This window comes from Pseudomonas sp. Xaverov 259 (assembly GCF_019352915.1).
GTDB lineage: Bacteria > Pseudomonadota > Gammaproteobacteria > Pseudomonadales > Pseudomonadaceae > Aquipseudomonas.
This window is the reverse complement of the sequence record NZ_JAAAFV010000072.1, coordinates 47,945-70,948: the sequence shown is the minus strand read 5'-3', so window position 1 is coordinate 70,948 and position 23,004 is coordinate 47,945. Positions and strand designations below refer to the sequence as shown.

General features: G+C 60.8%; 20 protein-coding genes. 13 read left to right on the top strand and 7 right to left on the bottom strand.

Annotation, left to right across the window (positions count from 1 at the left end; all coding sequences use genetic code 11):
* Positions 1–73 precede the first annotated feature (73 nt).
* The gene (locus K0H48_RS29015) at positions 74–235 is read left to right on the top strand and encodes a hypothetical protein (protein WP_164484814.1); all 162 of its coding nucleotides are present in this window, start codon (positions 74–76) and stop codon (positions 233–235) included.
* A gap of 143 nt (positions 236–378) precedes the next feature.
* Complete coding sequence (gene ccoM, locus K0H48_RS31000; protein WP_017137226.1) at positions 379–495, top strand: cytochrome c oxidase subunit CcoM; 117 nt, start codon at positions 379–381, stop codon at positions 493–495.
* A 252-nt stretch (positions 496–747) separates the two neighbouring features.
* Here the strand turns inward: ccoM and K0H48_RS29010 are convergent, their stop codons facing one another.
* Positions 748–2,223 (bottom strand): inorganic phosphate transporter, encoded by a 1,476-nt coding sequence (locus K0H48_RS29010; RefSeq protein WP_138816395.1) that lies wholly within the window; start codon positions 2,221–2,223, stop codon positions 748–750.
* Positions 2,224–2,557: 334 nt separating this feature from the next.
* Positions 2,558–2,758: a hypothetical protein gene (locus K0H48_RS29005; RefSeq protein WP_003189295.1), complete on the bottom strand. Its 201-nt coding sequence runs from the start codon at positions 2,756–2,758 to the stop codon at positions 2,558–2,560.
* A 506-nt stretch (positions 2,759–3,264) separates the two neighbouring features.
* On the opposite strand from K0H48_RS29005, the gene pcaR reads away from it, so the two are divergent.
* From pcaR to pcaC, 11 genes are all read left to right on the top strand, one after another.
* Entirely contained in the window at positions 3,265–4,107 is an 843-nt protein-coding gene (pcaR, locus tag K0H48_RS29000) for a pca regulon transcriptional regulator PcaR (protein WP_017137228.1), read from the top strand.
* Positions 4,108–4,251: 144 nt separating this feature from the next.
* Positions 4,252–5,592 (top strand): MFS transporter, encoded by a 1,341-nt coding sequence (locus K0H48_RS28995; protein ID WP_219337689.1) that lies wholly within the window; start codon positions 4,252–4,254, stop codon positions 5,590–5,592.
* A gap of 147 nt (positions 5,593–5,739) precedes the next feature.
* Positions 5,740–6,597: a CoA transferase subunit A gene (locus K0H48_RS28990; RefSeq protein WP_138816393.1), complete on the top strand. Its 858-nt coding sequence runs from the start codon at positions 5,740–5,742 to the stop codon at positions 6,595–6,597.
* Positions 6,597–7,376, top strand: a complete 780-nt coding sequence (locus K0H48_RS28985) for a CoA-transferase subunit beta (protein WP_058421725.1) — start codon at positions 6,597–6,599, stop codon at positions 7,374–7,376. Before K0H48_RS28990 ends, K0H48_RS28985 begins: the two co-directional genes overlap by 1 nt.
* A complete protein-coding gene (gene pcaF / locus K0H48_RS28980) occupies positions 7,373–8,575 on the top strand; it encodes a 3-oxoadipyl-CoA thiolase (protein WP_219337868.1) in 1,203 nt (400 codons plus the stop codon). The genes K0H48_RS28985 and pcaF overlap by 4 nt, the downstream gene beginning before the upstream one ends.
* Positions 8,576–8,592: 17 nt before the next feature.
* On the top strand, positions 8,593–9,297 hold the full coding sequence (pcaH, locus tag K0H48_RS28975; RefSeq protein ID WP_219337688.1) for a protocatechuate 3,4-dioxygenase subunit beta: 705 nt from the start codon (positions 8,593–8,595) through the stop codon (positions 9,295–9,297).
* Between the two features lies 1 nt (position 9,298).
* Positions 9,299–9,865 carry a protocatechuate 3,4-dioxygenase subunit alpha gene (pcaG, locus tag K0H48_RS28970; protein WP_219337687.1) on the top strand — a complete coding sequence of 189 codons (567 nt, stop codon included), beginning with the start codon at positions 9,299–9,301 and terminating at the stop codon, positions 9,863–9,865.
* A gap of 192 nt (positions 9,866–10,057) precedes the next feature.
* Positions 10,058–11,350: an MFS family transporter gene (locus K0H48_RS28965; protein ID WP_219337686.1), complete on the top strand. Its 1,293-nt coding sequence runs from the start codon at positions 10,058–10,060 to the stop codon at positions 11,348–11,350.
* A 9-nt stretch (positions 11,351–11,359) separates the two neighbouring features.
* Positions 11,360–12,724: a 3-carboxy-cis,cis-muconate cycloisomerase gene (locus K0H48_RS28960; RefSeq protein ID WP_219337685.1), complete on the top strand. Its 1,365-nt coding sequence runs from the start codon at positions 11,360–11,362 to the stop codon at positions 12,722–12,724.
* A gap of 10 nt (positions 12,725–12,734) precedes the next feature.
* Positions 12,735–13,526, top strand: coding sequence for a 3-oxoadipate enol-lactonase (pcaD, locus tag K0H48_RS28955; protein ID WP_219337684.1), 792 nt, complete (start codon positions 12,735–12,737; stop codon positions 13,524–13,526).
* Between the two features lie 211 nt (positions 13,527–13,737).
* On the top strand, positions 13,738–14,136 hold the full coding sequence (gene pcaC, locus K0H48_RS28950) for a 4-carboxymuconolactone decarboxylase (protein ID WP_219337683.1): 399 nt from the start codon (positions 13,738–13,740) through the stop codon (positions 14,134–14,136).
* Between the two features lie 128 nt (positions 14,137–14,264).
* On the opposite strand, the gene K0H48_RS28945 is transcribed toward pcaC, so the two are convergent.
* The 5 genes from K0H48_RS28945 to K0H48_RS28925 all read right to left on the bottom strand — a co-directional run bounded on the left by K0H48_RS28945 (position 14,265) and on the right by K0H48_RS28925 (position 23,002).
* Positions 14,265–15,149 carry a polysaccharide deacetylase family protein gene (locus tag K0H48_RS28945; RefSeq protein ID WP_219337682.1) on the bottom strand — a complete coding sequence of 295 codons (885 nt, stop codon included), beginning with the start codon at positions 15,147–15,149 and terminating at the stop codon, positions 14,265–14,267.
* A 155-nt stretch (positions 15,150–15,304) separates the two neighbouring features.
* Positions 15,305–16,675 carry a M91 family zinc metallopeptidase gene (locus tag K0H48_RS28940; protein ID WP_257627148.1) on the bottom strand — a complete coding sequence of 457 codons (1,371 nt, stop codon included), beginning with the start codon at positions 16,673–16,675 and terminating at the stop codon, positions 15,305–15,307.
* A 289-nt stretch (positions 16,676–16,964) separates the two neighbouring features.
* Entirely contained in the window at positions 16,965–18,215 is a 1,251-nt protein-coding gene (locus K0H48_RS28935; RefSeq protein ID WP_219337681.1) for an OprD family porin, read from the bottom strand.
* Positions 18,216–18,386: 171 nt separating this feature from the next.
* A complete protein-coding gene (gene adeC / locus K0H48_RS28930; RefSeq protein ID WP_138816382.1) occupies positions 18,387–19,844 on the bottom strand; it encodes an AdeC/AdeK/OprM family multidrug efflux complex outer membrane factor in 1,458 nt (485 codons plus the stop codon).
* Positions 19,841–23,002, bottom strand: a complete 3,162-nt coding sequence (locus K0H48_RS28925; RefSeq protein ID WP_219337680.1) for an efflux RND transporter permease subunit — start codon at positions 23,000–23,002, stop codon at positions 19,841–19,843. The genes adeC and K0H48_RS28925 overlap by 4 nt, the downstream gene beginning before the upstream one ends.
* Positions 23,003–23,004 lie beyond the last annotated feature (2 nt).

Genomic DNA, 23,004 nt, shown 5'->3' with positions numbered 1-23,004 from the left:
TCGCCAGCTGATTTGCCGTCGGGCAGAGGAGGCCGCATTATTAGCCCATTCCCGCCACGACGTATGCCAAGCCATGAGTGATGACGACAAGCTGATTGACCTGAATGCCGAACGCGCCAAGCGTGTGCATGACCTGAACGACAAGCGCCTTAACGAAGTGCGCCAGGCGTTTGAACAAGCGATGCCTTTAGGCAAGACCAAGAAGAAGTCGAAGAACAAACCGAAAAAGCGTTGAAACAACCTGCATCCCTTGATGCAGGTCAGTTATTGCCCTTCTTTACGCCCCGTTGCGGGCGACATTGATCCCCGTCAATTTTCCAATCCGCCTTCTCGATTAACTTAGCCCTATCGCAACAGGGCATGAGCAGGAGGCCGGTCATGTTTTTCGATAATGTGGTGTTTGCCGGGGTGCTGACTGTCAGCCTCATGGTGCTGTTTTTTGTAGGGTTTGGGATTTTTATCTGGAAGGACGCTAATAAGCGTAAAGAACCGTAAGTTCTTCTGGGTTACATGAGCACGCAAGGCATTTTGGGCGACTTCGGTCGCCCTTTTTTTTGGCCTTTATTTAGATGATCGTTCCCACGCTCCGCGTGGGAATGCATCCGTTGACGCTCCGCGTCACAACAATAAGTGCCGGACGCAGAGCGTCCTCGGCGGCATTCCCACGCGGAGCGTGGGAACGATCTGCGGAGATAAAAAAAGGCGCGATCCCCATCAGGATCACGCCTTCTTTTTAACCGCAGCCTATCAGCTACCTAACGCCTTGGACGCCAGCCAGAACAACCCGGCCGAGAGGCCCACGGTTGCCGGCAAGGTCAACACCCAGGCCATCAGGATCGTCTTCACGGTGCCACCTTGCAGGCCACTCTTGTTGGCGACCATGGTGCCGGCCACACCGGACGACAGCACGTGGGTGGTCGACACCGGCAGGCTGAAGATGTTGGCCAGGCCAATCATGCTCGCCGTGGTGATCTGTGCCGACATACCCTGGGCATAGGTCATGCCTTGCTTGCCGATCTTCTCACCGATGGTCAGTACCACACGCTTCCAGCCCACCATGGTGCCCAGGCCCAGGGCCAGTGCGACGGCGAGGATCACCCAGAACGGGGCGTATTCGGTGGTGGCGGTCAAGTCTTTGCGCAGCTTGTCCAGGTCGGACTTCTCACGCGCTTCCAGGCCCGGCAGCTTGCCGACTTTCTTCGCGGTGTCGTCCAGGCACAGCAGGTAGCGGCGCACTTCAATGCGGTGCTCGGCAGTCAGCGAATGGTAGTCGGAAACGCCTTTGAGGGTTTCCATCAATGCATTGATAGTCGGCTCGGTCTGCTGCGGGTTGCACTGGAACTTGCCCGGCAGGTCGTCCTTTACGCTTTTGCCCAGTGCCAGGAACTCGCCGAGGGTGGCGTTGTTGCGCTGGTAGAACTGGCTCAAATGCACGGTGGCATCGCGAGTACGTTCAATCTGGTAGGTGGTGCTGCCCAGGTCGAGTACGAACTGCGCCGGTACGATACCGATGAGCACCAGCATGATCAGGCCGATGCCTTTCTGGCCATCGTTGGATCCGTGCACGAAGCTCACGGCCATGGCCGAGATCACCAGTACCAGACGGTTCCAGAACGGTGGGTGCTTCTTGTCGTCAAGCTTGCGGCGCTGGTCCGGGGTCTTGTGCATCTTCGACAGTGGGCGCCACCATTTCAGGCCGATCAGCACCAGGGCTGCGACCAGAAAGCCGGCCATCGGCGAGAACACCAGGGAAGCACCGATATCGATAGCTTTCTGCCAGTTCACACCATCAGCCAGGGGAATGTCGTTGATCAGGGCATTGGCCAGGCCGACACCGAGGATCGAACCGATCAGGGTGTGGGAACTGGAGGCCGGGATACCGAAGTACCAGGTGCCCAGGTTCCAGGTGATCGCCGCTGCCAATAAAGAGAAGACCATTGCCAGACCATGGCCGGTGTTCACATTGATCAGCAACTCCACCGGCAGCAGGTGCACGATGGCGTAGGCGACACCGACACCACCGAGCAACACGCCAAGGAAGTTGAACACCCCGGAGAAGAACACGGCCAGGTGCGGCGGCATGGCTTTGGTATAGATGACTGTGGCCACCGCGTTAGCGGTGTCATGAAAGCCATTGATGAACTCGAAGGCGAGGACAAAGGCCAGGGCGAGCAACAGGCTCACTAGAACCCAAGCATCCAGTCCGCTGAATAAATCGATCATGAAGGTTTTCTGACCCGGTCGTAAGGGGGCGCGATTATGCCAGAAAACCTCAGTAATCGATGCATTAGCTGCTCATCGGTAACAATCTTCACTGAAAAAGCATCGGGCAAAGCGGTGCATCCCAGGGTTTTCGGGGCTTTGGCAAGTCTTTGATTTATAAAGTATGGGGCCGAAAAGACACGGATTTGACATGCAAACGTCATGTCTGAAACATTTGTATGAAATTTCGTTGGCAGCAGCAGGACGCTGACCAATGGTAAGTCCATGCGCGGTGCCCTCCGCCGGCGGTGAGCCGGCAGAGACAGCAAGACCCTGGAAACTCAGAGCGAAGGGCTTATGGCTCTTCGGTTTTGAGTTCCTGTTCAATCTTTTGGATTTCCTGGGCAAATGCCTGATCGAGCAAACTGGCGCGTTTGCGCCAGGGTTTGCGCTCCGGCTCAGGTTGCGCGGCGTAGGTGGTGACTTCCCCGCCGTAAACGTCCTTGTAACGTTGTTCCTGGCGCTCAAGTTCCGCGCGCAGTTCGTCTTTCGTCACAGTGTTACCTAATTAAGTTGAGTGTATTGACTGTGCAACGGCATGCCTGAAAGTCGTCCTCGGGTTGTTTGAAATTGAACAGTTGAACCATTCAAGTTTGAAAAAAAGACCAAAGGGCAAATCTTATAAACAGGTATGTGTGACCGATGATGCATGCAACACGCATCGCCTGGTGAGCTCCACTCCCGATGACAATCAAACCGGGCCGACCTCTGCACAAGCTGCATTATAGCGGCGCATTTGGATAAAACTATCAGCATTAAGTTAAAAAGCGTCAACTTCGTGTGAGACTTTTGTTACATGGCGGTGTGAGTCATTCGCGCGTTCTGCGCATTACTGTAGTGGTCCCACCGGCTGTCGGGTTCCACCGGCAGAATTGCGATAATCGCATGGCCGTCCGATAATCGCCCAATGTTGCGGGCGCCACCTTGTGCATCCCGGCTGGCGCGGCTTGTAATGGCGGCCAACCCTCCCCGCGGTTGAAAACAAGAGAAAGGACCCTTGAAATGAACGATCAATTGCGCAACTCCTTCGCATCAGTGGCGCCGCCGATCGTGGCTTCACCGGCCAAGCGTATCCAGGCGTTTACCGGTGATCCGGACTTCATGACCTCCCTGGCGCGTGGCCTGGCCGTGGTGCAGGCGTTTCAGGAGCGCAAGCGCCACCTGACCATCGCCCAGATCAGCCACCGTACCGAAATCCCGCGTGCCGCCGTGCGCCGTTGCCTGCACACCTTGATCAAACTCGGTTATGCCACCACCGATGGGCGCACCTATTCGCTGCTGCCCAAGGTCCTGACCCTGGGGCATGCCTATTTGTCCTCCACGCCATTGGCCGTATCGGCCCAGCCGTACCTGGACCGCATGAGCGAGCAATTGCACGAAGCCTGCAACATGGCGACCCTGGAAGGCGATGACATCCTGTATATCGCCCGCTCTGCCACCACCCAGCGCCTGATCTCGGTGGACCTGTCTGTGGGCGGGCGTTTGCCGGCGTATTGCACATCGATGGGGCGCATCCTCCTGGCGGCGCTGGACGATGCCTCGCTCAAGGACTATCTCGACCACGCCGACCTGCAAACCAAGACCAGCCGCACCCTGACCACGCCCGAAGCCTTGTTCGAATGCCTGCAACAAGTGCGTCAACAGGGCTGGTGCATCGTCGATCAGGAACTGGAGCAGGGCCTGCGTTCCATCGCCGTGCCGGTGTACGACGCTTCCGGCCAGGTGTTGGCCGCGCTCAATGTCAGCACCCACGCCGGGCGTGTCAGCCGCAGCGAACTGGAGCAGCGTTTTTTGCCGAGCATGCTCAGCGCCAGCCGCGAGCTGAGTGCGCAACTGTTTGCCTAAGTGTTCGGTGACCGCACAGATCCCGGTTTGATCAATTGACGCTGTTTCCCCCGACTTATTACTGTGCGGCAGCGCTCTGAGGAGCCGCCCAATAATAATGACGACCCCAGGTCGTTGGCCCGCCATCGGTGTGGAATAAAAATAATGAATCAGCCTTCTGTCGGTACCACTCTGGACGTGCAGTCCTTTATCAACGCCCAGCCACTGTCGCGCTACCAGTGGCGCGTGGTGATCCTGTGTTTCCTGATTGTCTTCCTCGACGGCCTCGACACCGCCGCCATGGGCTTTATTGCGCCTGCGTTGTCCCAGGATTGGGGCATCGACCGTGCGAGCCTCGGCCCGGTGATGAGCGCCGCGTTGATCGGCATGGTCTTCGGCGCACTCGGTTCCGGCCCGCTGGCGGACCGTTTCGGCCGCAAAGTGGTGCTGGTGAGCGCGGTGCTGGTGTTTGGCGCGTTCAGCCTGGCCTCGGCCTACAGCACCAACGTCGACCAGTTACTGGTCCTGCGCTTCCTGACCGGGCTAGGCCTGGGCGCGGGAATGCCGAACGCCACCACGCTGCTGTCCGAATACACCCCCGAGCGCCACAAATCGTTGCTGGTGACCAGCATGTTCTGCGGTTTCAACCTGGGCATGGCCGGCGGCGGGTTTATCTCGGCCAAGCTGATCCCTGCGTTCGGCTGGCATAGCCTGCTGCTGATCGGCGGCATCCTGCCGTTGATCCTGGCGGTGGTGCTGCTGGTCTGGCTGCCGGAGTCGGCGCGTTTCCTGGTGGTGCGCAATCGCGGTACCGACAAGGTGCGCAAAACCTTGTCACCCATCGAGCCCACGATCGTTGCCCAGGCCACCCGCTTCAGCGTGCCCGAGCAAAACACCGTCAAGGCCCGCAACGTGTTCGCGGTGATCTTCTCCGGCACCTACAGCGCCGGCACCTTGCTGCTGTGGCTCACCTACTTTATGGGCCTGGTGATTGTTTACCTGCTGACCAGTTGGCTGCCGACCCTGATGCGCGACAGTGGCGCCAGCATGGAACAGGCCGCCTTTATCGGCGCGTTGTTCCAGTTTGGCGGCGTGCTCAGTGCGGTCGGCGTGGGCTGGGCGATGGACCGCTTCAACCCTCACAAGGTCATCGGCACTTTCTACCTGCTGGCCGGGGTGTTTGCCTACGCTGTCGGGCAGAGCCTGGGCAACATCACCCTGTTGGCGACCTTGGTGTTGATCGCCGGGATGTGCGTCAACGGCGCGCAATCGGCAATGCCGTCCCTGGCTGCGCGCTTCTACCCGACCCAAGGCCGCGCCACCGGTGTGTCGTGGATGCTTGGCATTGGCCGGTTCGGCGCGATCCTTGGCGCGTGGATGGGTGCCACCTTGCTGGGCCTGGGCTGGAACTTCGAACAAGTGCTGACGGCGCTGGTGATTCCGGCGGCGTTGGCCACGGCTGCTGTGGTGATCAAGGGCATGGTCAGCCATGCGGATGCGACCTGACGTAGATCGATAGCCTGCCAACAATCTGTTCGATAATCGAACGCTGAGTCGATTATCGGATTGTTTGGCCCATTTGCCCGGCTTAATCTTCAAGCACTTCGGCGCCACCTCAGCGCCTTTTTCGATCCACACCGGGAGCCCAACCCCATGGCTGAAATTCTCACCTTGCGTGATGCGGTCAAGCGCTTCGTGAACGACGGCGACACCGTCGCCCTCGAAGGCTTCACCCACCTGATCCCTACGGCGGCAGGTCATGAAATCATTCGTCAAGGCAAGAAAGACCTGACGCTGGTGCGTATGACGCCTGACTTGATCTACGACCAGTTGATCGGTGCCGGCTGCGCGCGCAAGTTGATTTTCTCCTGGGGCGGCAACCCGGGCGTGGGCTCCCTGCATCGCCTGCGCGACGCCGTTGAAAAACAATGGCCGCAGCCGCTGGAGATCGAAGAGCACAGCCACGCCGACCTGGCCAATGCCTACGTCGCCGGCGCCTCGGGCCTGCCGTTTGCGGTGCTGCGTGCCTACGCCGGTTCCGACCTGCCCAAGGTCAACCCGCTGATCAAAACCGTGACCTGCCCATTCACCGGCGAAGTGCTGGCGGCGGTGCCGTCGGTTCGCCCGGACATCACCGTGATCCACGCACAAAAGGCCGACCGCAAGGGCAATGTGTTGCTCTGGGGCATTCTCGGCGTGCAGAAGGAAGCAGCCTTGGCGGCCAAGCGCTGCATCGTCACCGTCGAAGAAATCGTCGACGACCTGAATGCGCCGATGAACAGTTGCGTATTGCCGACCTGGGCCCTGACTGCGGTGTGCCATGTACCCGGTGGTGCGCATCCGTCCTACGCCCACGGCTACAACGAGCGTGACAACCGCTTCTATCAGGCGTGGGACCCGATCGCCCGTGACCGTGGGACCTTTACTGCGTGGATCGACGAATACATCCACGGCACCGCTGACTTCAGTGAATTCCAGGCCAAGCTGGCCAACGCGCAGGAGGCCAAGTAATGGCTTACTCGACCAATGAAATGATGACCGTCGCCGCTGCGCGCCGCCTCAAGAACGGCTCGGTGTGCTTTGTCGGCATCGGCTTGCCTTCCAAGGCCGCCAACCTGGCACGCCTGACGTCGTCGCCGGACGTGGTGCTGATCTACGAATCCGGCCCGATTGGCGCCAAGCCATCGGTGCTGCCGCTGTCCATCGGTGACGGCGAATTGGCCGAAACCGCCGACACCGTAGTGCCGACCGGTGAGATTTTTCGCTACTGGCTGCAAGGCGGGCGCATCGACGTCGGCTTTCTCGGCGCCGCCCAGGTCGACCGCTTCGGCAACATCAACACCACCGTGGTGGGGGACTATCACCAACCCAAAGTGCGCCTGCCGGGTGCCGGTGGCGCGCCGGAGATTGCCGGTTCCGCCAAGAGCGTGTTGATCATCCTCAAGCAGTCGGCGCGTTCGTTTGTCGACAAGTTGGACTTCATCACTTCGGTCGGCCACGGCGAGGGCGGTGACTCACGCAAGCGCTTGGGCCTGCCCGGCGCCGGCCCTGTCGGGATTATTACCGACCTGTGCATCATGGAACCGGAGGAGGGCAGCCATGAGTTCGTGGTCACCGCCTTGCACCCTGGCGTCACCCGCGAGCAAGTGGTGGCGGCCACCGGTTGGGCAATTCGTTTTGCCGACCATGTAAGCACCACCGCCGAGCCGACCGACGTGGAGCTGACCGCGCTGCGTGATCTCGAAGCTCGCACTGCCGCTGCCCACGGCCAAGCACCGGGAGAAGCCTGATGCGCGACGTGTTTATCTGTGATGCCATCCGCACGCCCATCGGCCGTTTTGGCGGTGGTTTGTCCACGGTGCGCGCCGATGACTTGGCGGCTTTGCCGATCAAGGCGCTGATCGAGCGCAACCCGTCGGTGGACTGGAGCGCCGTCGACGAAGTATTCCTCGGTTGCGCCAACCAGGCCGGTGAAGACAACCGTAACGTCGCGCGTATGGCGTTGCTGTTGGCGGGCTTGCCGGAAAGCATTCCCGGCGTGACCCTCAATCGCTTGTGCGCCTCGGGCATGGACGCGATCGGCACGGCCTTTCGCGCCATCGCCAGCGGCGAAATGGAGCTGGCGATTGCCGGTGGCGTCGAGTCGATGTCCCGTGCGCCATTTGTGATGGGCAAGGCTGACGCGGCGTTTTCACGCAACATGAAACTGGAAGACACCACCATCGGCTGGCGTTTTATCAACCCGTTGATGAAGGCCCAATACGGCGTGGATGCGATGCCGCAGACCGCCGATAACGTCGCCGACGACTACAACGTGTCCCGCGTCGATCAGGATGCCTTCGCCCTGCGCAGCCAGCAACGCACGGCCGCCGCGCAAGCCGCCGGGTTCTTCGCCGAAGAGATCGTGCCGGTGCGCGTCGCGCATAAAAAAGGCGAAACCCTGGTGGAGCACGACGAGCATCCACGCGACACCACCCTGGAGGCCCTGGCCAAACTCAAGCCGGTTAATGGCCCGGATAAAACCGTCACCGCCGGCAATGCGTCGGGCGTGAATGACGGTGCGGCGGCGTTGATTCTGGCGTCTGCCGAAGCCGTCAAACAGCACGGCCTCACCGCCCGCGCCCGCGTGTTGGGAATGGCCAGCGCCGGGGTTGCGCCGCGTGTGATGGGCATCGGCCCGGTGCCGGCGGTGCGCAAACTGGTGGAGCGCCTCGGTTTGGCGGTCACCGACTTTGACGTGATCGAACTCAACGAAGCCTTCGCCAGCCAAGGCCTGGCGGTGCTGCGTGAACTGGGTATCGCCGACGATGCAGCACAGGTCAACCCGAATGGCGGCGCCATCGCCCTTGGCCATCCGTTGGGCATGAGCGGCGCGCGGTTGGTGCTGACGGCACTGCATCAGTTGGAGAAAACCGGCGGCCGCAAAGGCCTGGCGACTATGTGTGTGGGCGTCGGCCAAGGCTTGGCCCTGGCGATTGAACGCATCTAATAAGAGAGGATTGTTCCATGAGTGACAAGCCCGGTTACCGGCGCCCGAAAGCGGGCACCCAACCTGATTACCTGCACCCGGCCTACCAGTCGACGAACCTGCGTTCGCCGTCCCAGCCATTGGTGTTTTTGCCGCACTCGTTGTCGGAAATTACCGGCCCGACCATCGGCGCCGAGCGAGTCGACGAGAAGGACAACGACCTCACCGCTCAGCACGAAGGCGAGCCCCAGGGCGAGCGCATCATCATCCACGGCCGTGTGCTGGATGAAAACGGCCTGCCGGTGCCGGGCATTCTGGTGGAGATCTGGCAGGCCAACGCCGCCGGTCGCTACAACCACAAACGCGACCTGCACGACGCGCCGCTGGACCCCAACTTTACCGGCACCGGCCGCACCGTCACCGACGCCGACGGCTGGTATCAGTTCCAGACCATCAAGCCCGGCGCCTACCCGTGGGGCAACCACCACAACGCGTGGCGCCCTGCGCATATCCACTTCTCGCTGTTTGGCCCCAGCGTGCTGACGCGGCTGGTCACGCAGATGTATTTCCCCGGCGACCCGCTGCTGGAATACGACCCGATCTACAACTGCGTGCCGGACACCAGCGCCAAGCAGCGGCTGATCGCCAGTTTTGATCTGGAAAAAACCATTCCGTCCTATGCCCTCGGCTATCGCTGGGACATCGTTTTGCGCGGCCGCGACGCCACGCCGATGGAGAAATAAGATGACCCTCAATGCGACCACGTCCCACACCGTCGGGCCGTATTACCACATCGGCCTGACTTGGCTGAACCGCGAAGACCTGACTGTGCCGGCCACCTTGGGCGAGCGCGTGGCAATCAGCGGGCAAGTGGTGGACGGCAACGGTGATGTCGTCAATGACGCCATGCTGGAAGTCTGGCAAGCCAATGCCGCCGGCAAGTACGACCACCCGGAAGACGAGCAGGCCAAGGCCGTCGATCCCAACTTTGAAGGGTTTGGCCGCGTGCCGGTGGATGCCGAAGGCCGTTTTCGGTTTACCACCATCAAGCCGGGCAGTGTGCCGGGCCTGCAGGGCACGACCCAGGCGCCGCACCTGGTGGTGCTGGTGTTTGCCCGTGGCTTGGTGAAGCACCTGCTGACGCGGATCTATTTCGACGGTGAAGCGTTGAATGGTGATGACCCGTTGCTGGCGTGCGTGCCCGCTGAGCGTCGCGCTACGTTGATTGCCAAGCCGGATGCGCAGGGTGTGCATCAGTGGGATGTGATTTTGCAGGGCACAGACAAGGAAACGGTGTTCTTCGATTATTGAGTGATCGTTCCCACGCTCCGCGTGGGAACGCATCCTGTGACGCTCTGCGTCACGATTTACAGAGCGGACGCGGAGCGTCCCAGGCGGCATTCCCACGCAGAGCGTGGGAACGATCACCAAAAGTCTGCTTGCGGAACATGGTTGTTGCAAAGTATGTCTAGGCTATAACCGTTCCCACTGAGTGAAAAAAACATGACAACAACGAGTCACTACACCGGAGAAGAACGCAGCAAACGGATTTTTGCGATTGTCGGGGCCTCCTCCGGCAACCTGGTCGAATGGTTCGACTTCTACGTCTATGCCTTCTGCGCGATTTATTTTGCCCCGGCGTTTTTCCCCTCGGACGACCCCACGGTGCAACTGCTCAACACCGCCGGTGTGTTTGCCGCCGGGTTCCTGATGCGACCTATCGGCGGTTGGCTGTTTGGCCGAGTGGCCGACAAGCACGGGCGCAAGAACTCGATGATGATCTCGGTGCTGATGATGTGCGCCGGGTCCCTGGTCATCGCCTTTTTGCCCACCTACAAAGATATCGGCGCCTGGGCGCCGGCCTTGCTGCTGGTGGCGCGCCTGTTCCAGGGCCTGTCGGTGGGTGGCGAATACGGCACCACGGCGACCTACATGAGTGAAGTGGCGCTCAAGGGCCAGCGCGGCTTTTTTGCCTCATTCCAATACGTGACCCTGATCGGCGGCCAATTGCTGGCGGTGCTGGTGGTGGTGATCCTGCAACAGATCCTGACCGAAGAAGAACTGCGCGCCTGGGGCTGGCGTATTCCGTTCGTGATCGGCGCCATTGCTGCGGTGATCTCCCTACTGCTGCGTCGCACCTTGAAAGAAACCACCAGCAAGGAAATGCGTGAAGACAAAGACGCCGGCAGCATCGTCGCGTTGTTCCGCGACCACGGCAAAGCCTTCATCACCGTGTTGGGCTACACCGCCGGTGGCTCGTTGATTTTCTATACCTTCACCACGTACATGCAGAAATACCTGGTAAACACCGTGGGCATGCATGCCAAGACGTCGAGCTACATCATGACCGGCGCGCTGTTCCTGTACATGTGCATGCAGCCGCTGTTCGGCATGCTGGCGGACAAGATCGGTCGACGTAATTCGATGCTCTGGTTCGCAGGCCTGGGCACGCTGTTCACCGTGCCGATCCTGCTGACCTTGAAAACCGTCACCAGTCCGTTCCTGGCCTTTGTGCTGATCACCCTGGCCTTGGCGATCGTCAGCTTCTACACCTCGATCAGCGGCCTGGTCAAAGCCGAGATGTTCCCGCCGCAGGTGCGCGCACTGGGTGTGGGCCTGGCCTATGCGGTAGCGAATGCGATTTTCGGTGGTTCGGCTGAAGTTGTCGCGCTGAGCCTGAAATCCATCGGCATGGAAAATACCTTTTACTGGTACGTCACCGCGATGATGGCGATTGCCTTCCTGTTTAGCCTGCGTCTGCCAAAACAGGCGGCTTATCTACACCACGACCTCTAGGGATGAGTTATGACACTGCGCACGAGCAATCAACTGTTCGACGCTTACTTCACCGCTGACAGCATGGCCGAGGTGTTCTGCGACCAGGGACGTTTGCAGGGCATGCTGGATTTTGAAGCGGCGCTGGCCCGGGCTGAGGCCCGGGTCGGGCTGATTCCCCAAGCCGCCGTCGCGCCGATTGCCCAGGCGTGCCTGGCGTCACTTTACGATGTGGACGCCCTCGGTGCGGCGATTGCCACGGCGGGGAATTCGGCGATTCCGCTGGTGAAGGCCTTGGGCAAGTTGATTGCCGCTGAAGATGCCGGCGCCGAGCGTTACGTGCACCTGGGTGCGACCAGCCAGGATGTGATGGACACCGGGCTGGTGTTGCAACTGTGCCAGGCGTTGGCGCTCATCGAAGCGGACCTGACGCAATTGGGCGAGGTGCTTGCTGTGCAGGCCCAGCGTTATGCCGACGTGCCCCTGGCTGGGCGAACCTGGTTGCAGCATGCGACGCCGGTCACGCTGGGGATGAAAATCGCCGGTTGGCTGGGCGCGGTGACGCGCAGTCGCCAGCGCCTGGCCGAGCTGAAGCCGCGTTTGCTGGTGCTGCAGTTTGGTGGCGCGTCCGGCACCTTGGCGGCACTCGGTGAGCACGCCATGCCGGTGGCGCACGCTCTGGCAACTGAGTTGCAATTGGGCCTGCCTGAGCAACCCTGGCACACCCAGCGTGATCGTCTGGTGGAGTTTGCCAGTGTGCTCGGCCTGATCGCTGGCAGCCTCGGCAAGCTGGGGCGCGACCTCAGCCTGTTGATGCAGACCGAAGCGGCGGAAGTGTTCGAGCCGTCAGCGCCGGGCAAAGGCGGCTCCTCGACCATGCCGCACAAGCGTAACCCGGTGGGCGCCGCCGTGTTGATCAGCGCGGCCACCCGCGTGCCGGGGCTGGTAGCGACGATGTTCAGCGCCATGCCCCAGGAGCACGAGCGCAGCCTGGGCCTGTGGCACGCCGAGTGGGAAACCTTGCCAGAGATTTGCCGGTTGGTGTCGGGAGCCTTGAAACAGGCGCTGCTGGTGAGCCAAGGCCTGGAGGTCGACCCCCAGCGTATGGCGCACAACCTCGACCTGACCCAAGGCCTGGTGCTGGCCGAAGCTGTGAGTATCGTGCTTGCCCAACGCCTGGGCCGCGAGACCGCTCACCATCTTTTGGAGCAATGCTGTAAACGCGCCGTGGCCGAACGGCGCCATCTGCGCGCAGTGCTGGCAGACGAACCGCAGGTCACCGCCGAGCTGTCGGCGGCCGAACTGGACCGCCTGCTCGACCCGGCCCACTACCTGGGCCAGACCCAAACCTGGGTCACCCGTGCGGTGACCGACCATTTTGCATTGAGCGCGTAAGGAGAACGCTGTGGCTTTTATACAACTGGCCGATGGCCCATTGCATTACCAGCTGGACGGGCCTGAGGGCGCGCCGGTGCTGGTGCTGTCCAACTCGTTGGGCACCGACCTGCATATGTGGGACGTACAGATTCCGGCCTTCACCGAGCATTTTCGTGTGCTGCGTTTCGATACCCGTGGCCATGGCAAATCTCTGGTCACCGAGGGGCCGTACAGCATCGAGCAGCTGGGTCGCGATGTGATTGCGTTGCTTGATGCGCTGGATATACAGCGTGCGCATTTTTGCGGGCTGTCCATGGGCGGCCTGATCGGCCAGTGGCTGGGCATCCACGCAGGTGATCGCCTGCTGCGGCTGGTGGTGTGCAACACCGCCGCCAAGATCGGCACGCCGGAGATCTGGGACCCGCGAATCGAGATGGTTTTGCGTGACGGTGCGGCGGCCATGGTAGCGCTGCGCGATGCGTCGATTGCACGCTGGTTTACCGCTGATTTCGCCGCCGCCAACCCGCACCAGGCCCAGCAGATTACCGACATGCTCGCCGCCACGTCGCCCCAAGGTTACGCCGCTAACTGCGCAGCTGTACGGGATGCGGATTTGCGCGAGCAACTGTCCACAATCCAAGTGCCGACCCTGGCGATTGCCGGCACCGAAGATGCTGTGACCCCACCGGCCGGCAGCCACTTTATCCAGAACCAGATCAAGGGGGCCGAGTACGCCGAGTTCTACGCGGCGCACCTGTCCAACGTACAAGCCGGCGCGGCGTTCAGCGAGCGCGTGCTGGCGTTCCTGTTGGCTGATTAAATCTGTGACAGACAGGCTTGTTGTGGCGAGCAGGCTTGCCCTGCGTTGGGCTGCGAAGCGGCCCTGATACAGCCACCGCGTTCTTCCCGATGAACCTCATCGCTAGGTTTTGGGGCCGCTTCGCGCCCCAGCGCAGGGCAAGCCTGCTCGCCACAACAAGCCTGCTTGCCACAAGTGATCGGGCTTCTATCAAATGTTAAAAGGAGTTTTTGTGGACGAAAAACAACGTTACGCCGATGGCCTGCAAGTGCGCCGCGACGTGTTGGGCGATGCGCATGTCGACCGCAGCCTCAATGCCCTGACCGAGTTCAACAGTGAATTTCAGGAAATGATCACCCGCCACGCCTGGGGTGATATCTGGACCCGCCCCGGCCTGCCTCGACACACCCGCAGCCTGATCACCATTGCCATGCTGATCGGCATGAACCGCAGTGAAGAGTTGAAACTGCACCTGCGCGCCGCCGCCAGCAATGGCGTGACTCGTGCAGAGATCAAGGAGGTGCTGATGCAGAGCGCGATCTACTGCGGGATACCGGCGGCCAATGCCACGTTTCACCTGGCCGAGTCGGTGTGGGATGAGTTGGGTGTCGAGTCGCGCCAGCAAGTCTGAATGTGAAATACGCTCAAATGTGGGAGCTGGCTTGCCTGCGATACAGGCAACTCGGTCTCTCAGCTAAACCGAGGTGATGCCATCGCAGGCAAGCCAGCTCCCACAGGAAACCTCCTGTGTGTGCGAGGTCAGTGGGAGTCCGCATCCCACACCCAATTCCACACCCCCGGCAAATGCACGGCTTCATTCACATCCTTCACCGTGCGCGCCAGTGCTGCGCGCTCCAGTTCGGCATGCTCGGTGTAGAACGGCTCGGCAGCGACCTTCATGCCGTTGATCCGCGCGCTGTCCATCAGGATCTGCAAGTATTCCTGCAGGTGTCGCGCGGTGTAACGGTTGATATCGTGGAAGGTCACCACCACCGGTATCACGCCGTCGACTGTGGGCAGTTCGCCCAAGGCAATGCGCTCGCGCACCACCGACAGTTGCCGATACAAATTCGCCCGCCGGCGTGGGCTGCCATTGAAACCCCAGATCTTGCCGTCATTGGCACTCAGGTCAGTCAGCAGCACATGCATGCCGTGGCGCTGGTAGGCGGCGAAAGTGCGTTTGTCGTAGTTCCAGAACGGCGGGCGTACCAGGGTGGGCGCAGTGCCAGTGATTGAGGCAATGTCGGCTGCGCCTTCGGTGAGGGTGCATTCCAGCTCGGCATCAGTGAGCCAGCGATGGTTGGTGTGAAACGCTGTGGCCGTGTGAAAGGCCAATACATGTCCGGCAGCGTATTCACGTTGCATGGTCGTGCGGCCTCGCGGGCTGCCGCCGGAGCGTGAGGCTTCAGTCTGCAGGAAAAACACCGCTTTGATGCCAGGCAGCACCGGGTTATGCGCGAGGTCGGCAATCACGGAACGGCTCGGGTTGTTGTAGCCAGAGGCGCTGGGGCCGTCATCGAAGGTCAACAGGAAGCGGATCGGCGCCTGGGTTTGCAGGCGCTGCGCGGTCTGCGGGGTCATGGCGATGGGGGCGCTGATGCAGCCGCTGAGCAGGATAGACAACGCGATAACAAGGTATTTCATGGCGGCCAGGGTCAAGAGAGGGGTTGGCGTCGATGAAATCCCTGTATCGACTGAAGGGCGCATGCACCATACAGCATGTGCACATCGGTGATCACCGGGAAATAAAGTCGGGTGTCTTGGGACGGCGGGCTGCTGCGCCAGCCCGCTTTCAAACGTCAGGTGTAGCTCATGCGCAGTGGTTTACCCATTTCTTCGTTCAGGGTGTTTTCGGTAAAAGGGGCTGGGTTGGTAGAGGTTGGCGGGGTGGAGGGGTCGTTATCGAAGTCGTAGGGCGCCGCGCTGCTTGGCAGGCCCACGGCTTGCAGTTCGTCATTGGGTGGGCCGGGGCGCTGAGGGTGAGCGCTGGTCGGATCACTCTCACCGGCCAGGAACGTGCCGTTGGCTCCGTTCCAGGCGTGCGCCATCTCATGGTAGAGCTGGACCAACGGCATATCGCTGCCATGGATATGCGCCGGGTTATAGAAAATCGTAGCGTCGTCCGCGCGGGCGCCAGGCACACCGTCCTTGATGTAACCCATCCTTGGGTCATCCGGGGTCTCGGGATGCTGATGGGCATCGGCCATTCTTTGCAGCTCAGTACTCCAGAAATCGTAGAGGTTATTGGTGCTGTTAGATTGCCTGATGTGAACAGGGGCGCCGTTTTGAACCGCGGCCTTATCCAGCGCTTCCAGCATTTTTTGCCCTTGGGGCGAAGCGCGAAGCAGCGCCAGATCGTCTTCGACCCGCTGGATGAAGTCCGGTGATCCATGGATTCTGAACGCTTGTCGGCCCGCTTCGTTGGGTGTCATGTGGGTGGCAGTCGAGCCTTGGGTTCCTTTCAGGTGGTCTGTCGTTTTAGCGTAGAGACGCGCTTTGAGGGTGTTAGCCCACACCGTGTCGCGACCTGGCCCTGTGTAAACAGTGGTCTGGTCGTAGCCGACCATCAGGTCGTTACCCTGGCCGCCATTGAGCACCGTGTGCCCATTGCCCGCATACAGGTGGTCGTCGCCGGCACCGCCATCCAGGTGGCTGTGTTTGCTCGCCGGCCCGCTGCCTGAGTACAAACGGTCGTTGCCATTATTGCCGTACAGGGCGGCGTGGCCAGTGCCGCCGGCAATCGTATCGTCGCCCTCATTGCCCTCTGCATAGCCTGTGCCGCTGCCAAGGCGAATATGGTCATTGCCGCGCCCACCATAGATGCTGGTGTGACCGCCTCCAGCCTGCACGGTGTCGTCGCCATCGCCGGCTTCGATCTTCACTCGCACAGTGACATTGGGGTCGAGCGTAATGCGGTCGTCACCCGCCGCGCTTTTGATGTGGAGGAAGGTTGTTGCGTTTGAACGGCCGTCGAAGGTACTGAAGGCGTAGTCGCGACCGTTTATCCGCGCGTACAGCTGGCCGTCAAGACGTTGACTGATGTGAATCCGGTCCGATTGATCGCCGGTTTCGATGATCAAAATGTTCTCCAGCGTCTCTGGGCGTCCGGGGTTTTTGAGACCCTCGATCAGCATTTGGCCGACACGCAGGTAGCCGTCATCCACCAGCATCTGCGTTTTGGTTCGAGTGGGTGGTGGGCCTGTGGGCGGTTGGGGCTGACTATTGCTGGGTGGAAGTTGGGGTGGCGCCATGAAAGGGTGGTGATGCGAAGTGACTGAGTTCATGGACGGTTAGCCTCGTGTCGGATAGCGTGGTTTTTTAAGTCGGCATTTGCCGCATAGATGCACGCCTTCAGTCGAGTAATGGGAGGGAAACGTTCCTGTTCTAAGTAAGACAATTTGCTACAAAACAGCCGCGATCAATCAAGACGCGCGGCTGCAGCGGAGACGGCCTGGTCGCTTACAAGAGGCTGATCGGATAGCTGACGATCAAGCGGTTCTCATCAAACTCATTGTTGCTGTAGTCCCGGCGCATCGTGGAATTGCGCCAGCGCACGTTCAGATCCCTGAAAGTGCCGCTCTGCACCGTGTAGCCTACTTCGCTCTCGCGCCCCCATTCCTTGCCGTCGGTGACGGTGCCGGTGTGCACGTTGCTGCCGCTGATATAGCGGTTCATCAAGGTCAGGCCGGGTATGCCGAGGGCGGCGAAGTTATAGTCGTGGCGCACTTGCCAGGATTTTTCCTGGGCGTTGTCGTAGCTTGAGTTGTAGCTGTCGTTGGCCAGGGTGCCGCCGCTGGTACCGTTGACGCGCATCCACGCACTGTTGCCGGTGAGTTTTTGCAGGCCGACGTAGAAGGTGTTGCCGCCGTAACGGGCGGAGAACAGGCCGGACCAGGTCTTGTTGTCCAGCTCGCCTGCCCGGGCGCTGCCGTCGTCCTTGCCATAGAAAAAGCCGAGGTTGGCGCCCAACGTCCAATCACCCAGCGGCTGGCTGTGGATCAGATTGACGTACTGCTGGCTGTAAATGTCCTTGAGTTGGGCATTCCACACGCCAATCTGGGTGCGTTTGTCGTTGAAGGCGTATTCACCGCCCTGGAAGTTAAAACGGTCGGAGGTGAAGGCGGTTTTACCGAACATCGACATGTCGGTCATGCTGCTGTCGTCGCGCGGGCTGTTGGCGCGGAACTGGCCGCCGTAGAGGGTCAGGCCGTCGATTTCCCTGGAAGTGATCTGCCCGCCACGCAGGGTTTGCGGCAGGGAGCGGCCGTCGTCCGAACGCAGAATCGGCAGCACCGGCATCCATTCGCCGACTTTGACTTCGGTCTTGGAAATCCGCGCCTTGAACGCCACGCCTAAACGCCCGAAGTTATCCGCCGGGCGGCCGTCGCGGTCCAGCGGCAACAGCTGGGTGCCGCCGGTGCCACGCCCGCCATCGAGCTTTTGTGAGTACATGCCCAGCACATCCATACCGAAACCCACCGTGCCCTGGGTGAAGCCGGAGCGGGCGTCGAGGATGAAACTTTGCGTCCACTCCTGCGCGCCGCCCTGGCTTTTGGTCGGGTTGGTGTAATTGCGGTTGAAGAAGAAATTGCGCAGGTTGAGGTTGGCGCTGGCGTCTTCGAGAAAGCCATGTTCTTCGGCGACGACGGGCAGGGCAAGGCTGGTGACAGCGGTTGCCAGCAATAGCTGGCGCGGGCGGAACGTGCTCATGGTGTTGGACCTGTTGTTATTGGGGTTATGCAGGTGCGGGCCATGGTGCGCGGCGGTGCGGGGGCTATGAAAGTGGGGGAGAGCGGGTTGTGGGCGATGATCGAACGCAAGTTGGCGGGCAAAAAAAAACCGCTTCCGGTAAGGGAAGCGGTTTCATCTACATCAGCGCGATCAGAACAACTTCAGCGCCGGTGCTTCTTCTTTCAACGGCTCGTTCTTTGCGGTCTGCTCGTTCCAGCCACCGCCGAGGGCCTTGTACAGGTTGACCTCGCTGTTGAGCTGCGCCAGGCGGTCGGTGATCAGCGATTGCTGGGCACTGAACAGTTGGCGCTGGGCGTCGAGGAAGGTCAGGTTGCTGTCGACACCAATGCGGTAGCGACGCTCGGCCAGGCGGTAGTAATCCTGGTTGGCCGCGACGAAGCCACGTTGGGCATCCAACTGCTGCTTGTAGGTCTCACGGGCGGCGAGGCCGTCGGAGACTTCCTGGAAGCCGGTCTGGATGGCCTTCTCGTAGTTGGCCACGTTGATCTCTTTCTGGATCTTCGAGTAGTCCAGGCTTGCGCGCAGGCTACCGGCGTTGAAGATCGGGATGTTGATCTGCGGAGCAAACGACCAGGTGCCCGAACCGCCTTTGAACAGGCCGCCCAGGGTTGGGCTGGCGGTACCGGCGCTGGCGGTCAGGCTGATGCTCGGGAAGAACGCAGCACGGGCCGCGCCGATGTTGGCGTTGGCGGCTTTGAGGTTGTATTCGGCCTGCACAATGTCGGGACGGCGTTGCAGCAGGTCGGATGGCAACCCGGCAGGCACTTCGCTGAGCAGGTCATCCGACAGCGGCTTGCTGGTGATGTTGGCTGGCAGGCCAGTGCCCAGCAACAGGGTCAGGCTGTTTTCGTCCTGGGCCACTTGGCGCGTATAGCGCGCCAGTTGAACACGGGCGTTTTCCACCGAGGTGCGTGCCTGGCTGAGGTCGAGGGCCGAGGCCACGCCGACTTCGTTGCTGCGCGAGGTCAGCTTGAAGCTCTGCTCGAACGCGCCGAGGGTGTCCTGGGTCAGCTTGAGCAGTTCCTTGTCGGCCTGCCAGGTCAGGTAGGCATTCGCCACACTGGCCACCAGGCTGATCTGGGTGCTGCGCCGTGCTTCTTCAGTGGCGAAGTACTTTTGCAGGGCTTCTTCACTCAGGCTGCGCACGCGACCGAACAGGTCCAGCTCATACGAGCTGATACCCAGGCCCGCCGAGTACTGGCTGGAGATGCTCGATTCGCCGGTCTGCGACAGCTTGGCCGGGGTACGCGAACGGCTGCCGCTGCCGGTGGCCGAAACCGCCGGGAACAGGTCAGCACGCTGGATCTGGTACTGCGCCGCATAGGCGTCGATATTCAGGGCCGCGACACGCAGGTCACGGTTGTTGACCAACGCGGTCTGGATCAGCTGTTGCAGGGCAGGGTCATGGAAAAACTGCTTCCAGCCTTGCTCGGCAGCGGCCTGGCCCGGCGCCTGGGCCGACGAGTACGCCGGCCCCTGCGGGAACTGGGCTGCTACCGGCGCTTCAGGGCGCTGGTAGTCAGGGATCAGCGAGCAGCCACTGAGCACGAATGCCGTGACGGCTAAGGAAAGTAGCGACTTGCTCATTGGCCAGCCTCTTTAGGAGTTTCAGTAGTGTCTTTCTTTTTGCGTTCGCCAGCGGCGGATACAGTTGCGTAGAACAGTGGCACCCAGAAGATCGCCAACACAGTGGCCGTGATCATACCGCCGATCACGCCGGTACCGATCGCATGCTGGCTGCCTGAGCCGGCGCCCGTGGAGATCGCCAGCGGCAATACGCCGAGCATGAACGCCAACGAGGTCATGATGATCGGGCGCAGACGCATGCGGGACGCTTCGATAGCCGCCTCGACGATGCCTTTGCCTTGCTCATGCAGTTCCTTGGCGAACTCCACGATGAGGATGGCGTTTTTCGCCGCCAGGCCCACCGTCACCAACAGGCCCACCTGGAAGAACACGTCGTTGGACAAGCCGCGCAGGCTGGTGGCGATCAACGCACCGATCACCCCCAAAGGTACCACCAGAATCACCGCGATCGGGATCGACCAGCTTTCGTACAGTGCCGCCAGGCACAGGAACACTACCAGCAGCGACAGTGCGTACAGCGCTGGCGCCTGGGAACCGGAAAGGCGCTCTTCGTACGACAGGCCTGTCCAGGCATAACCGACACCGGCCGGCAGTTCTTTGGCAATGCGTTCGACTTCGGCCATCGCGTCACCGGTACTGTAGCCAGGTGCCGGGGTACCGAGGATTTCCATCGCCGCTACACCGTTGTATCGCGAAAGCTTGGGCGAACCGTAGATCCACTTGCCCGACGAGATGGCCGACAGCGGCACCATTTTTCCGTCGTTGCTGCGCACGTACCATTTGTTCAGGTCTTCGGGCGACATCCGGCTGGCGGCGTCACCTTGTACATACACCTTTTTCACGCGACCACGGTCGATGAAGTCGTTGATGTAGCTGCCACCCAAGGCAATGGCCAGTGTCTGCTGGATATCCGACAGGCTGATGCCCTGGGCACTGGCCTTCTCGTCGTCAACGGTCAGCTCGTACTGCGGTTCATCGTTCACACCGTTAGGGCGCACGCCTGCCAGCACCTTGCTTTGCGCTGCCGCACCCAGGAACTGGTTACGCGCTGCCATCAGCTTGTCGTGGCCAACGCCACCCTGGTCTTGCAGGAACACGTCGAAACCAGTGGCGTTACCCAGCTCCAGTACCGAAGGCGGCACGATGGCGAAGACCATGGCGTCCTTGAAGGCCCCGAAGAAGTAACCCTGGGCACGCTTGGCCACTTCGAACACCGATTGGGTAGAGTCACGCTCATCCCACGGCTTGAGCATCACGAACGCAAGCCCCGAGCTCTGGCCACGACCGGCGAAGTTAAAGCCGTTCACGGTAAACACCGACTTCACCGCCTTGCCTTCGCCTGGCTCGCCTTCCTTGTCGTTCAGCAGGAAGGCGCGCATGTCGTCGACGACTTTTTGCGTGCGCTCAGCCGAAGCACCGACCGGAGTCTGCACCTGGGCGAAGATCACACCCTGGTCTTCCTCAGGCAGGAACGCGCTAGGAATACGGGTGAACATCCAGATCATGCCGGCCAGGATCAGCGCATACACCAGGAATGCCGGGATCTTGTGCTTGATCATACCGCCCACGCCGCGCTCGTACTTGAGTACGCCACGGTCGAAGGTGCGGTTGAACCAGCCGAAGAAGCCGCGCTTGGGCTGGCCGTGTTTTTCCGGATCAATCGGCTTGAGCATGGTGGCGCACAAAGCCGGGGTGAAGATCAGGGCAACCATTACCGACAATGCCATCGCCGAAACGATGGTGATGGAGAACTGTCGGTAGATCACACCAGTGGAACCACCGAAAAACGCCATCGGCAGCAGTACCGCCGACAGTACCAGGGCAATACCCACCAGGGCGCCCTGGATCTGGCCCATGGACTTGATCGTCGCTTCTTTAGGCGACAGATGTTCCTCGGCCATCACCCGTTCGACGTTTTCCACCACGACGATGGCATCGTCCACCAGCAAGCCGATGGCCAGGATCATGCCGAACATGGTCAGGGTGTTGATGGTGAAGCCGCACGCCGCCAGGATCCCGAAGGTACCCAGCAATACCACCGGTACGGTCATGGTGGTGATGATGGTGGCACGGAAGTTCTGCAGGAACAGGAACATCACCAGGAACACCAGCACGATCGCTTCGATCAGGGTGTGAACCACACCGGAGATCGATTCGGTCACTACCGGGGTGGTGTCATAGGGCACCACCGCCTTCATGCCAGGCGGGAAGAACGGCTCCAGGGACTTCACTGTTTCGCGGATGGCCTTGCCGGTGTCCAGTGCGTTGGCACCGGCTGCCAGCTTGATCGCCATACCCGAAGCCGGCTTGCCGTTGAACTGCGCACTGATGCTGTAGTTCTGGCCGCCCAGTTCGATGCGCGAGAGGTCACCCAGGCGAACCTGCGAGCCGTCGGTGTTCACCTTCATCAGGATTTTGGCGAATTCCTCGGTGCTTTGCAGGCGCGTCTTGCCGATGATCGTGGCGTTCAGCTGGGTGCCGGGCAGGGCAGGCAGGCCGCCCAATTGGCCGGTGGCCACCTGCACGTTCTGGGCCTTGATGGCATTGCTGACGTCCACTGGCGTGAGCTGGTATTTGTTCAGCTGGGCCGGGTCGAGCCAGATACGCATGGCGTACTGCGAACCGAACACCTGGAAGTCACCGACACCCGCAGTACGGGAAATCGGGTCCTGGATGTTGGACACGATGTAGTTGGACAGGTCGTCCTTGGTCATGCTGCCGTCTTCGGACACCAGACCAATCACCATCAGGAAGTTCTTCACCGACTTGGTCACGCGAATACCCTGCTGCTGCACTTCTTGCGGCAGCAGTGGGGTGGCCAGGTTCAGCTTGTTCTGTACCTGGACCTGGGCGATATCGGGGTTGGTACCCTGATTGAACGTCACGGTGATGGTCATGCTGCCGTCGGAGTTACTGTCCGAGGAGACATAACGCAGGTTGTCGATACCGTTGAGCTGTTGCTCGATTACCTGCACCACGGTGTCCTGCACGGTTTGTGCGGACGCGCCTGGGTAGGTCACCTGGATGTCGATGGCGGTTGGCGCAATGGCCGGGTATTGGTTGATGGGCAACTTCAGGATCGACAGTGCCCCGACCAGCATGATCACCAGGGCAATTACCCAGGCGAAAATGGGACGGTCGATAAAAAATTTCGACATGG